Source organism: Basfia succiniciproducens (assembly GCF_011455875.1).
Classification (GTDB): Bacteria; Pseudomonadota; Gammaproteobacteria; order Enterobacterales; family Pasteurellaceae; genus Basfia; species Basfia succiniciproducens.
Genome location: NZ_CP015031.1, coordinates 1,020,997 through 1,033,261 on the forward strand (window position 1 = coordinate 1,020,997; position 12,265 = coordinate 1,033,261).

Annotated in this window: 13 protein-coding genes and 1 pseudogene; 6 read left to right on the plus strand and 8 right to left on the minus strand. The window is 43.4% G+C overall.

Going from position 1 to position 12,265, the window contains the following annotated elements:
• Window positions 1-161 precede the first annotated feature (161 nt).
• The 3 genes from A4G13_RS04505 (at window position 162) to A4G13_RS04515 (ending at window position 3,326) form a co-directional block, all read left to right on the plus strand.
• Window positions 162-1,553, plus strand: coding sequence for a DASS family sodium-coupled anion symporter (locus A4G13_RS04505; protein ID WP_090656379.1), 1,392 nt, complete (start codon window positions 162-164; stop codon window positions 1,551-1,553).
• Between the two features lie 133 nt (window positions 1,554-1,686).
• Window positions 1,687-1,959 (plus strand): ACT domain-containing protein, encoded by a 273-nt coding sequence (locus A4G13_RS04510; RefSeq protein WP_011200553.1) that lies wholly within the window; start codon window positions 1,687-1,689, stop codon window positions 1,957-1,959.
• Between the two features lie 11 nt (window positions 1,960-1,970).
• Entirely contained in the window at window positions 1,971-3,326 is a 1,356-nt protein-coding gene (locus A4G13_RS04515) for a PFL family protein (protein WP_090656376.1), read from the plus strand.
• 100 nt (window positions 3,327-3,426) lie between these two features.
• Here the strand turns inward: A4G13_RS04515 and A4G13_RS10500 are convergent, their stop codons facing one another.
• The 3 genes from A4G13_RS10500 to A4G13_RS04525 are packed head-to-tail and all read right to left on the minus strand — an operon-like array spanning window position 3,427 to window position 4,521.
• Window positions 3,427-3,651: a hypothetical protein gene (locus A4G13_RS10500; protein WP_207945325.1), complete on the minus strand. Its 225-nt coding sequence runs from the start codon at window positions 3,649-3,651 to the stop codon at window positions 3,427-3,429.
• 52 nt (window positions 3,652-3,703) lie between these two features.
• Window positions 3,704-3,991 carry a DUF1848 family protein gene (locus A4G13_RS10505; RefSeq protein ID WP_207945326.1) on the minus strand — a complete coding sequence of 96 codons (288 nt, stop codon included), beginning with the start codon at window positions 3,989-3,991 and terminating at the stop codon, window positions 3,704-3,706.
• Window positions 3,992-4,044: 53 nt separating this feature from the next.
• Window positions 4,045-4,521: a MerR family transcriptional regulator gene (locus tag A4G13_RS04525; RefSeq protein WP_090656373.1), complete on the minus strand. Its 477-nt coding sequence runs from the start codon at window positions 4,519-4,521 to the stop codon at window positions 4,045-4,047.
• A 96-nt stretch (window positions 4,522-4,617) separates the two neighbouring features.
• Here A4G13_RS04525 and A4G13_RS04530 point away from each other — a divergent pair, with 96 nt between their 5' ends.
• Together A4G13_RS04530 and fghA are read left to right on the plus strand one after the other, a co-directional pair.
• Entirely contained in the window at window positions 4,618-5,727 is a 1,110-nt protein-coding gene (locus A4G13_RS04530) for an S-(hydroxymethyl)glutathione dehydrogenase/class III alcohol dehydrogenase (protein ID WP_090656440.1), read from the plus strand.
• Entirely contained in the window at window positions 5,727-6,569 is an 843-nt protein-coding gene (gene fghA / locus A4G13_RS04535) for an S-formylglutathione hydrolase (protein ID WP_090656370.1), read from the plus strand. The genes A4G13_RS04530 and fghA overlap by 1 nt, the downstream gene beginning before the upstream one ends.
• A gap of 163 nt (window positions 6,570-6,732) precedes the next feature.
• On the opposite strand, the gene A4G13_RS04540 is transcribed toward fghA, so the two are convergent.
• The 4 genes and pseudogenes from A4G13_RS04540 to A4G13_RS04555 all read right to left on the minus strand — a co-directional run.
• Complete coding sequence (locus A4G13_RS04540; RefSeq protein ID WP_165898019.1) at window positions 6,733-7,701, minus strand: Gfo/Idh/MocA family protein; 969 nt, start codon at window positions 7,699-7,701, stop codon at window positions 6,733-6,735.
• Window positions 7,702-7,954: 253 nt separating this feature from the next.
• Window positions 7,955-8,797 (minus strand): macro domain-containing protein, encoded by an 843-nt coding sequence (locus A4G13_RS04545; protein WP_176752355.1) that lies wholly within the window; start codon window positions 8,795-8,797, stop codon window positions 7,955-7,957.
• Window positions 8,798-8,852: 55 nt separating this feature from the next.
• Window positions 8,853-9,422: a TIR domain-containing protein gene (locus A4G13_RS04550; RefSeq protein ID WP_090656366.1), complete on the minus strand. Its 570-nt coding sequence runs from the start codon at window positions 9,420-9,422 to the stop codon at window positions 8,853-8,855.
• A 60-nt stretch (window positions 9,423-9,482) separates the two neighbouring features.
• Window positions 9,483-9,830 (minus strand): annotated as a pseudogene (locus A4G13_RS04555) (ATP-binding protein); the annotation flags it as partial.
• Between the two features lie 326 nt (window positions 9,831-10,156).
• Here A4G13_RS04555 and A4G13_RS04560 point away from each other — a divergent pair.
• Window positions 10,157-11,194 carry an LLM class flavin-dependent oxidoreductase gene (locus A4G13_RS04560; protein ID WP_090656364.1) on the plus strand — a complete coding sequence of 346 codons (1,038 nt, stop codon included), beginning with the start codon at window positions 10,157-10,159 and terminating at the stop codon, window positions 11,192-11,194.
• 135 nt (window positions 11,195-11,329) lie between these two features.
• On the opposite strand, the gene A4G13_RS04565 is transcribed toward A4G13_RS04560, so the two are convergent.
• Entirely contained in the window at window positions 11,330-12,226 is an 897-nt protein-coding gene (locus A4G13_RS04565) for a LysR family transcriptional regulator (protein WP_090656361.1), read from the minus strand.
• Window positions 12,227-12,265: the final 39 nt, after the last annotated feature.

Consider the following 12,265-nt stretch of genomic DNA (forward strand, 5'->3'; position numbering starts at 1 on the left):
CAAAAAAATAGTTTTTTTGAACCTTGGCTATGCCGGCATTCCCGAAAAGAAAAACGATCCGTTATACGGATTGCGGATACTTTTCCATGATTTTTATCATAAATTAAGTCTTCTTCTGACCTTATAGGAGAAGACTTTTCATTAATACACAGAGGTACAAAATGAGTACGGATACGCAAGAAAACGAATCAAGTAAAAACCGCCGCAATATGATTATTCTTATTGCAGATATTACGTTATTTTTTATTTTATTAAATGTTCTCCCCTTTGATGAAGCGCCAAGAAAAGGACTTTCCCTGTTAGCTTTTGTTGCTGTTCTTTGGCTCACCGAAGCCTTACACGTTACCATCACCGCTCTTTTTGTTCCTATTTTAACTATCGGCTTGGGATTGTTCTCCACCAAAGAAGCGTTAGTGGCTTTCGCCGACCCTACCATCTTTCTGTTTTTCGGTGGATTTGCCTTAGCCGCTGCGTTACACATTCAAAAAATTGATCGCTTGATCGCCAATAAAATTATGACGATGGCAAAAGGCAATCTGTGTGTCGCCGTCTTATTTTTATTCTTTGCTACCGCTTTTTTATCTATGTGGATGAGCAATACCGCCACTGCCGCCATGATGATTCCGCTCGCCATGGGGATTATGAGTAATATGGACAGAGAAAAAGAGCATAACACTTATGTGTTCGTGCTATTAGGTATTGCTTACAGTGCAAGTATCGGCGGTATGGGAACCTTAGTCGGCAGTCCGCCGAATGCGATTGCCGCCTCACAAGTAAATTTAACTTTTGCAGACTGGGTAAAATACGGCGTACCGGTCATGTTATTGCTGTTCCCGATTGTGATCGGCTTGCTTTACTTTAATTTCAGACCGAAATTTAATCAAACCTTTGATTACCAATTCGAGCAAATCCAATTAACTACTCCGCGAATTATCACCCTGAGTATTTTCGTTCTTGTCGCCTTATTATGGGTTTTAGGATCGGAAATTAACCCCTACATAGCAAGCTTGCTAGGATTAGGCGGTAAAATTGCAAGCTTTGACAGTATCGTCGGCGTTTCTGCCGCATTATTACTTTGTATCTGCCGAGTTGTGAACTGGGAACAAATTCAGCATCACACCGAATGGGGCGTATTATATCTCTTCGGCGGCGGTTTGACCCTAAGCGCCGTATTAACCCATACCGGTGCGAGTAAAATTATGGCGGACGGCATTGTCGCCATTATTGAAGGCAAACATTACTACATTATCTGCTTAATTATTGCCTCCTTTATCGTGTTACTCACGGAATTCACTTCAAATACCGCCAGTGCGGCGTTATTAGTACCGATTTTTATTTCCATTGCCGAATCACTCAATATGTCGCCGCTCGGTTTTGCATTAATTATCGGTTTGGGCGCTTCCTGCGCCTTTATGATGCCGGTGGGGACGCCGCCGAATGCCATTGTGTTCAGTACCGGAATGGTCAAACAGCGCGATATGTTGCGGTCATATAAAATAAACCTAAGCTGTATCATTATCGTTTCGGCTATCGGTTATTTATTCTGGCTGTAAACTTTATTCCGACAATCAAAAGTGCGGTGAAAAATTTAAGATTTTTTTACCGCACTTTTACTTTCATCCAATCGCCGCAAAAACTGCTATAATTCACTTTCAACGATTTAACTCACTTATAACAGGAAAAAATATGGCAAACTCAGTAATTACCGTTATCGGTAAAGACCGTGTCGGTATCGTTTACGACGTATCAAAAATACTTGCGGAAAACCAAATCAATATCGTGAATATCACCCAACAATTAATGGATGATTACTTCACCATGATTATCTTGGTAGACACATCAAAATGTTCCAAATCATTCCCCGAATTAGCGGAATTCTTCACTCAAGAAAGTAAAAACCTTGCCTTAGATATTCGTTTGCAAAACGAAGAAATCTTTAAAGCAATGCACCGGATCTAACGGAGTGAATGATGACAATTCAATCTAGCGAAATTTTAGAAACCATTCGAATGGTGGCGGATCAAAACTTTGACGTGCGAACCATCACCATCGGTATTGATTTACACGACTGTATCACCAACGATATTGCTCAGTTAAATCAAAATATTTACAACAAAATTACCACTATCGGCAAAGATTTAGTGGAAACCGCCAAAATCCTTTCCGCGAAATACGGCGTACCTATTGTAAATCAACGGATTTCCGTCACCCCTATCGCACAAATTGCCGCGGCAACCAAAGCGGATTCTTACGTATCTATTGCACAAACCTTGGATCGTGCAGCGAAAGCGATCGGCGTATCCTTTATCGGCGGCTTTTCCGCGCTGGTACAAAAAGGCATGTCGCCTTCCGACGAAGTGTTAATCCGTTCAATCCCGGAAGCCATGAAAAGCACGGATATCGTATGCAGCTCCATCAATATCGGTTCAACCCGTGCGGGTATCAATATGGATGCGGTAAAACTGGCGGGCGAAACCATTAAACGTACGGCGGACATCACGCCGGAAGGCTTTGGTTGCGCCAAAATCGTGGTGTTCTGCAATGCGGTGGAAGATAATCCGTTTATGGCGGGCGCTTTCCACGGTTCGGGCGAAGCGGATGCGGTAATTAACGTGGGAGTTTCCGGTCCGGGCGTGGTGAAAGAAGCCTTGGCGAATTCCAATGCCACCAGCCTAACCGAAGTGGCGGAAGTGGTGAAAAAAACCGCCTTTAAAATTACCCGTGTGGGCGAATTAATCGGTCAGGAAGCATCAAAAATGCTGAATATTCCATTCGGTATCCTGGATTTATCCCTCGCCCCGACGCCGGCGGTGGGCGATTCGGTGGCGCGAATTCTTGAAACCATGGGCTTAACGGTTTGCGGTACCCACGGTACGACCGCCGCCCTTGCGTTGTTAAACGACGCCGTGAAAAAAGGCGGTATGATGGCATCCAGTGCGGTAGGCGGTTTAAGCGGCGCCTTTATTCCGGTATCGGAAGACGAAGGTATGATCGCCGCAGCGGAAAGCGGTATTTTAACCCTGGATAAACTGGAAGCCATGACGGCGGTTTGTTCCGTCGGTTTGGATATGATTGCGGTGCCCGGCTCGACACCGGCCCATACCATTTCAGGCATTATCGCAGACGAAGCGGCAATCGGTATGATCAACAGCAAAACCACCGCCGTGCGCATTATTCCGGTTAGCGGCAAAAACGTAGGCGAAAGCGTGGAATTCGGCGGATTGCTCGGTTATGCGCCGATTATGCCGGTGAAAGAAGGATCCTGCGAAGTGTTTGTTAACCGCGGCGGACGCATTCCGGCGCCGGTGCAGTCCATGAAAAACTAATCATATAAAAGTGCGGTGAATTTTAATGAAATTTTAAAACTCACCGTTTTTTTGATTATTTTTTAATACCTAAAGGTAATGGATACGATAGATGCTGCTATTAATCCTTCCGCAGTATAATCAAATCCATCTGCCGATCCGCTAAAAAGCTTTTTTGCGGGCTTTGAGTGACAACATCCGTTTCAAGCAAATGTCCGAGCAATAAGGGTGAATCCGGATCATGATATTGCTGCATCGCACGGGCTTTGGCGGGACTTTTATTGGCATAACAATATTTGCAACCGCTGGGACAACTGTCGTAAGCACCAATGTCACGACTTTCCACACAACCGCAATGTGTCGGTCGCCTTTATCTTTATGTTTAAGCTATTTAAAATTCACGCCGTTGGCACGCCCGGCTCAATATCCTTGCCGTAGGCGGTGATGGTGTAATGAAAATAGGTGTTAAAACGATCGGTGATTTTGTGCAAATCCGGCAAAATCGGACGGTAATTCTTTGAACAAAACACCACGCAATCCACCGTTTCAGGCGTCAGTTCATAACGGGTAACTTTATTCGGGAACAGCGGATTACGCGACAGCACATAGCCTTCTTCAAAGCGTTTTAACAGCCATTTACTGTAATAATGGACGGTATCGGTGCGCCCGCCGGTGTTGATAATCATAGAAAACCTTAATTTGTACAAAATACGGATTGCTTTTAAACATCTCTGTAACCTTATTCATTCTCCGCCATACTCAACGGCGATACCGGCAGTAAGATATTCTGTTCGGCAAATTGTTGCTGGAGTTGGGTATCCAACACCGCTTGCACCGAACCTAATTCTTTAGCGCATTGATAGAACTGGCGTTTGTATTTCAGAATTTCCAAATGGCGTTGTAGTTCGGCAATTTGTTGCTCCACTTTGGTGACTTGCGCTTGGAATAATTGCAAACGCTGTTCAATGGTGCTGTCGCCATAATTTAACCACTCCACAAACTGCTTAATTTCTTTAAGCGGCATTCCGGTATTTTTTAGACACATCAATAATTCTAACCACTCTACGTCCGCTTGGGTAAACAGACGGTTGCCATTTTGATCACGCTGAACGGATGGCAATAAACCCTCTTTCTCATAAAAGCGTAACGTATGTGTTGTAATTGCTAATTTTTCGGCTAATTGGCTAATGGTATAAAATTTTTTTTGGCTGTTCATATAAAAACCCTCAAAAAAGACTTGCCTTAGAGTTTACTCTAACTTTTATACTATGCCTACTTTTTACTGTGATAAGGAAAAATTATGAGCAATACAATTAAATCCCGTGCGGCGGTGGCATTTGCACCGAACGAACCACTTAAAATGGTAGAAATTGATGTAGAACGTCCGAAAAAAGGCGAAGTATTAGTAAAAATCACTCATACCGGCGTATGCCATACGGACGCTTTCACTTTATCGGGCGCTGATCCGGAAGGCGTATTCCCTGTGGTTCTTGGTCACGAAGGTGCCGGAGTGGTTGTGGAAGTGGGCGAAGGCGTGACCAGTGTTGCGGTGGGCGATCATGTAATTCCGCTCTATACCGCGGAATGTCGCGAATGTGAATTCTGTAAATCAGGCAAAAGTAACCTGTGTGTATCAGTGCGTGAAACACAGGGTAAAGGCTTAATGCCGGATGGCACAACCCGTTTCTCTTACAACGGCCAACCGATTTTCCACTATATGGGTTGTTCAACCTTCAGTGAATATACTGTAGTAGCGGATGTTTCATTAGCAAAAATCAATCCGCAAGCAAATCCGGAAGAAGTGTGCTTACTGGGTTGCGGTGTAACCACGGGTATCGGTGCGGTACACAATACGGCAAAAGTACAAGAAGGCGATTCTGTTGCGGTATTTGGTTTAGGCGGTATCGGCTTGGCGGTAATCCAAGGGGCGAAACAGGCAAAAGCGGGACGTATTATTGCCATAGACACCAACCCGGCAAAATTTGAGCTGGCGCGGGAATTTGGTGCAACGGAATGTTTAAACCCGAATGATTTCGACAAACCGATCCAACAGGTGATTATCGATATGACCAAATGGGGCGTCGATCATACCTTTGAATGTATCGGTAATGTGAATGTGATGCGCGCAGCCTTGGAATCGGCGCATCGCGGCTGGGGCCAATCAATCATTATCGGTGTGGCAGGTGCGGGACAAGAGATTTCAACCCGTCCGTTCCAATTGGTTACCGGCAGAACCTGGAAAGGTTCGGCATTCGGCGGTGTGAAAGGCAGAACCCAATTACCGGGCATGGTTGAAGATGCGATGAAAGGCATTATTCGTTTACGTCCGTTTGTCACTCACACCATGCCGATTGAACGCATTAACGAAGCTTTTGATTTAATGCATGAAGGTAAATCAATTCGTAGCGTGGTGCACTACTAATGAAACAGTTAGAAAACGTTCGTACTTTCGGTGGCGAGCAACAAGTGTGGCAACATCAGTCTGCCACACTGAATTGCACAATGAACTTTGCCATCTTTTTACCTGAACAGGCAAAAACAGAAAAATTGCCAGTGCTCTACTGGCTTTCCGGTTTAACCTGTACCGAGCAAAATTTTATTACCAAAGCAGGCGCACAACGCTATGCGGCGCAACATAAAGTGATTATTGTCGCACCGGACACCAGCCCGCGCGGCGATGATGTGGCGGACAATGAAAGTTACGACCTCGGCAAAGGCGCAGGTTTTTATCTCAATGCTACTCAACAGCCTTGGGCAAAACATTATCAAATGTATGATTATATTGTGAATGAATTGCCTGTGTTAATCGCGGAACATTTCCCTGTTAATGGTAAACAGGCAATTAGCGGACATTCAATGGGCGGACACGGCGCATTAACCATTGCGCTAAAAAATCCGCAACGCTATAGCAGTGTATCCGCATTTGCCCCAATTGTTGCACCGACTCAGGTACCTTGGGGGCAAAAAGCCTTTCAACACTATTTAGGCGATAATCAAACGCAGTGGACACAATATGATGCGACCGCATTAGTGAATGCGGAAACGCGTTTGCCGATCCGTATCGATCAAGGGGATAAAGACAGTTTCTTAACGGAACAACTGCGTCCGGAACTGTTTTTAGACGCTTGCCGGGCACATCATGTGGCTTGTGAATATTATTTACGCCAAGGCTACGATCACAGCTATTATTTTATTGCGACTTTTATCGGTGAGCATATCGCTTTCCACGCCAAAGCGTTGTATCAAGATCCACGCACGGCATAAGCCGTACGTGGTTACGCATAATTCAGAGGCTTTGCCTCTCTGATTATAACAAAGCCAGACGTAGAGGCGGGTCCTGTGCCCGCCCGTTAAAATCACAGGTATTTCGGGCGGGCACAAGCCCCGCCTCTACCAATATTGAAATAGATATAGTTTTATGGTTATTTCACTCCCCGGCAAACCTGATTCCCGCTCCTTTTCTCGCTTGTTCAAGCACTTCGCTGACCGCCGCCGAAATATCCAGCATTTTTTCCGCTTGGGCAAAGTCTTTACGGTCGATAATTTCCACAAACCGTTCGAATTCAGGGAGCATACGATGCGCATCGCCGAACTCAAAATGTTGCGCTTCGCCTTGATTCGGGGTGTAAGTGAAACGGTTCATCGCATTCGCCGGCATTGGTACGGTGATATTGCCTTTATCGCCTTGAATAGAGAGCATAACCGGTGCGGCGCAGTCTTTTGCGCCGATACAAACCGCTTTAAATTGCGGATAATCCAACAGCAAAATACCGCTGGTATCAATGCCGCGCTGAATATTCGCGGCGTAGGTGCAGCTTTGCGGTTTGCCGAACAGCCCTACCGCAAAATGCACGTTATAAACATTGAGATCCATCAATGCGCCGCCCGATTTTTGCGGGTCAAACACCGGTAACGTTTCGCCCGCTTTGAAACGGTCATAACGGCTGGAATACTGGCTGTAATTCAGACTGACGATTTTAATCTCGCCCAGCTCCGCCACTTTTTCCCGAATCGCAAGATAAGCAGGCAGATAATGTACCGTAACCGCTTCAATTAAAATCACGCCTTGGGTTTGAGCCAGTTGTCTTAATTGATTAAATTCATCCGTATTTGAGGTGATCGGTTTTTCCATAATCACGTTTTTGCCCGCTTCCAGCGCCGGCTTGGCAAAAGAAAAATGAAGATGATTCGGTAGAGCGATATAGATCGTATCCAAATCGGAATTTAACATTGCCTCGTAATCAGCAAAAACCTGCGAAATGCCCTGTTCAGCGGCAAACTGCGCGGTTTTTGCCTGATCCCGCCCCCAAATCGCCAACTGCTCCAGCCGAACCTTGTGCAAAGTTTGCATTAAATCCCGCACAATCATTCCCGTACCGACAATCCCAAGTTTCATCCCCATCTCCTTGCATTATTTAACAATCACTCTGATTCTACCGCTTACCCAAAGGTTTTTGCAAAAATTTTGGTGAAAGTGGGGGCTCTTAGTTATATCTATCAGGCAAAGCAAAATGCTCAAGAAGTCGATGATGATCGAGCAGGCAAACGGTCGGAAACGGAGGGATTTTTACGAAAAATGTGTGAATTGGATTAAGGGGACAGGTGGAATGCCGTCTGAAAAATTTCAGGCGGCATTTTTATAAAATATGCTAGATTCCATTTTGCATTGATTTAATTTCAAATAAGTTGATTGTATCAATTTTATCTGGGTGAATAACAATCTTTAACTGTGCTGGGTACTTAAATCTGGTTTCACTTATTCTAAATGTCCAAAGCATAATTTTTAACAACTCTTCATCAGTAATGTTTTTGTGTTCCTTAATTCTGGTTATTCCTGAACCAAATATAGGAACAGATACACTTCTTTGAGCATAAACCACATTGATTTCATCCCAAAATTTAATTAAAAACTCTAAATATTCTGGCATTGTCAAATATGCTTGATTTTTATTATTAAACTTTGAAAACGCTGTTAATAAATAATCTTCATATACGCATATTGTACCTATTTTGTATCTTCGTTCTTTACCTGCAATACGTTGGGTATTTTCTTCTAAAATATTTTCATCTCTAAAATCATAACCTTGAATATGATTATCTAGCTTTTCTAAATCAGAGCCTATTTGCGTTTCAATAAAAATACCATTTAATGATTTTTTAGAGATAAGTTTATCATCTACTTGTGTATCAAAATATTCATTAAATGCGATAACTTTTAACCCATCTTGTTCAAATAAATCTCCTGTAACTACAGAGATAGTTGTGTTGTCAATTTTTAATTCAATATCTTTTAAATTTGATGCTCTCCACCATAGAACCATATACCAAATTACTAATATAAAAAATAAGATTACCGGATAAATCCATCGTTCTTTTAAAGGTGTATCATCAATAAATAATACAATGCCTCCAAAAATTGCTAACAATATGGATAAATGCCCCCAGAAGTTCTTAACCAAATTAACATCTAAAAAAGATACTTTTCTCTTCATTACCATCACTCCAAATGATAAAAGCACTAACTTAAAAATTTAGTGCTTTTGAAAACTACTTATGGTTTATAAAATAAGATCCTGCTTTACATTTATTCTGAACCGTAAAATATTTTTCGGTTAGTGCGCTTTCAATCAAATTTTTTTTCAATGGAATATGACATGTTGGTACATTTTCCATTAAATCCCGAAATTTCGGTAAATTATCCCATAAATCTTTAATTTCTTGTTTAAGATCACTTTTATCCTTTAGTAAATCAGATGTTTCTGAATAATCGGGATAAATAACAATTACAGGCAGGCCTAGCGTTCCAACGCCATATTCAATTTCTTCCTGTAACGCCCTTGAACTTTTGGTACTTTTACTCAAAAATAAGATAATATTTTTAGATGCTCTTAGTCTTGCGTGCAATCTGGGTTTTAAAGTTTTTTCCCAGTCGCTTCCGTCGCGGACGCTGTAAGTTGCATCATGTGCATTCACAAAAGGAAATGAGGTATCTTTTTCTTTCCAAGCCTTTAATAAGTTGTAATAGCAAAAATCCTTTTTCTGATTTGCCCCTAAATTACTTTCGTTAAATGGTTCAGCAACATAAAAAGCTGAATAATTTTTGGTTCTATTGGTCATAATTAATATCCTCCAATTTAAAGTGGTAAGACCACTCTCTATATAAGGATGCTTTCTATATTATTCAAGGAGATGTAGAAAATTATTTTTGAGTATTCCAACCTCATACAACGGCACATTCACCAACCAATTCTGTTCCTTAAAACCCGCCATAGAAAATCGAATAGCCTTTTCCGGCTGAAACTGCTCCACATAGATTTTCAAACTTTTGGCTTTCAAATTTTCCTCCGCTTTCACTTCAATCGGAATCACGGCATGCTTGCGTTGCAGTACAAAATCCACTTCTGCCGTGCCTGTTTCTGTTTCCTAGTAGAAAGCAAGGGAGCTTGATAGGCAGAAAGCGGCAGGTGTTTTTTTCACGCGCGGTACGCAATACACCAAACCGCTGTCTTTCAACCATTGTATGGCAGTTTATCCAAAAGGATTTTTGCTGCCATTTTAGACAAGCATTACACTTTCCCATTGGAAAATCTATAAATAATCACATTTTTTCTAATATATTATTGGGTGTGTATAACAAGATTCCATTTGCAAAATTTCTGCCGAAACCGACCGCTTGTAAAAACACTTCATTTTTCGACCGCACTTTTATCAGGAAAGAGAATAAAGCTTATTTTATAAGCAGATTGATCCGAAAGGATTCTGCAAGGGGGCTAATTTCTGAAAAAAACACTTGTCTTAGAGTTATCTCTAACCTTTATACTATGCCTAATTTTTATTATTCGGAATAATTTATGAAACTCTCCATTCTCAACTTAGTCCCCGTTCGTGAAGGGCAAAATTATCAACAGGCAATGGCGTCAATGGTGACTCTTGCGCAATATGCGGAGCAAATCGGTATCGAACGTTACTGGATTGCCGAACATCACAACACCAGAAATCTTGCCAGTTCCGCCACCTCTTTACTGATTCAGCATACGCTGGCGCATACCAAAACCTTGCGGGTTGGTTCCGGCGGGGTGATGCTGCCAAATCACAGCCCCTATATTGTGGCGGAACAGTACGGCACGCTGGAAACTCTTTATCCGAACCGCGTAGAGCTTGGCTTAGGGCGCGCACCCGGTACGGATATGCGCACCGCTCACGCTTTACGTCGAGGACAAGGAAATCAGGATTTCCCGACGGAAATTGCCGAATTGCGCGGATACTTTGAAAATACGAATCCGGTATCCGCCTATCCTGCGGCGGGCTTGAAGGTGCCGTTTTATATTCTCGGATCCAGCACCGAAAGCGCTTATTTGGCGGCTGAACTGGGTCTGCCTTATGCGTTCGCCTCGCACTTTGCACCTAGAATGATGGAAATGGCGGTGGACATTTATCGCAAGCAATTCAAACCCTCATCACATTTAGCGGCACCTTATGTGATATTAGGGGTGAACGCGATTGTCGCACAAACCGATGAGCAAGCCCGACAATTAGCCATAACTCAAACCCAATTTTTCTTAAATGTGGTCACCAACGCCCAGCAAAACCTGCAACCGCCGTTGGCTTGTGCCGATGATGTGTGGAAACGGCACCTGAGCGCACAATTCCCGCCGCATTTCGGCCCGGTAGATTTTCAAGAAACCCCGCTGTATAACCAGGAACGCGCCGTGGTCGAACAGATGACCGCCTGTTCTCTGATTGGCAGCCCAGCAAGTGTGACACATCAACTGAATGCTTTACGCGCTCAAGTCCACTTTGATGAAATTATGGCGGTCAGCTATATTTTTGACGAACAGCTACAACAGCAGTCTTATAAGATGTTGAAAGAGATTGTGGATAAGATATAACCGTAAGGACAGGCTTTATGTCTGTCCGTTGTGTGTCCAATTGGGGACAGACATAAAGTCTGTCCTTACGAGGATGGAGAAGATAAGCAGTTGCAAGCGGTGAGTTTTAACAAAAATTTGTAACTCACCCTTTTACTACTTCACCAACCTCAACTCCTCCACCAACGCCTTAAACAACGGCGAATTCTGCCGACGGTTCGGATAGTAAAGGTGGTAGCCGTCGTATTCCATATCCCATTGCTGCAAAATACGAGTTAGTCGTCCCGAGCTAATATCCTCTTCGACCATATCAAGCGGGCACCATAAAATGCCTAAACCGCTACGGGCATAATTTTCCAACACACGCCCGCCGTTGGCGCTGATGGTGCCTTGCGGTTGTACTTTCAGAATACGCCCTTTGGATTTCGGATCGATAAATTCCCAATTCATGACACCGCCATTGGATAAACGATGTAACAGGCATTGATGTTCGGTTAAATCATACGGGGTTTTCGGTGTACCGTTTTTGGCAAGGTATTCAGGGCTTGCCACACAGCACATTTGTAATTTATCGGTTAAGCGCACCGCAATCATATCCTTTGCTACGTCGCTGCCTAAGCGGATACCGGCATCAAAACGCTCGGCGACAATATCGATAAAACGGTTTTCCGCTACCAGTTCAAGGTTCACTTCGGGATATTTCTGCGAAAAGCGGACAAATTTGTCCCCCAACGCATAATAAAAGGCGTGTTCATTGCCGTTAATCCGCAATGTGCCGGTCACTGCATTACGAAACTCGCTTAGCTCATTAAGTTCGTTATCAATATCATCAAACAACGGCGATAAGCGCTGATAGAGTTGTTCGCCCGCTTCGGTGGTGGAAATACTGCGGGTGGTACGGTGAAACAGTTTGATATTCAAGCGTTCTTCAATGCCACGAATGCTATGACTCAACGCTGATTGTGACACGCCCATCTGCGCTCCCGCCTTGGTAAAACTCCCCGTACGCGCCACAACAAGAAAGGCGCGTAGATCATTAAGGTTTTCTTTCATAATCCGGTTTCCTCAGGTTTAGCGAAAATTTAAAAAAAC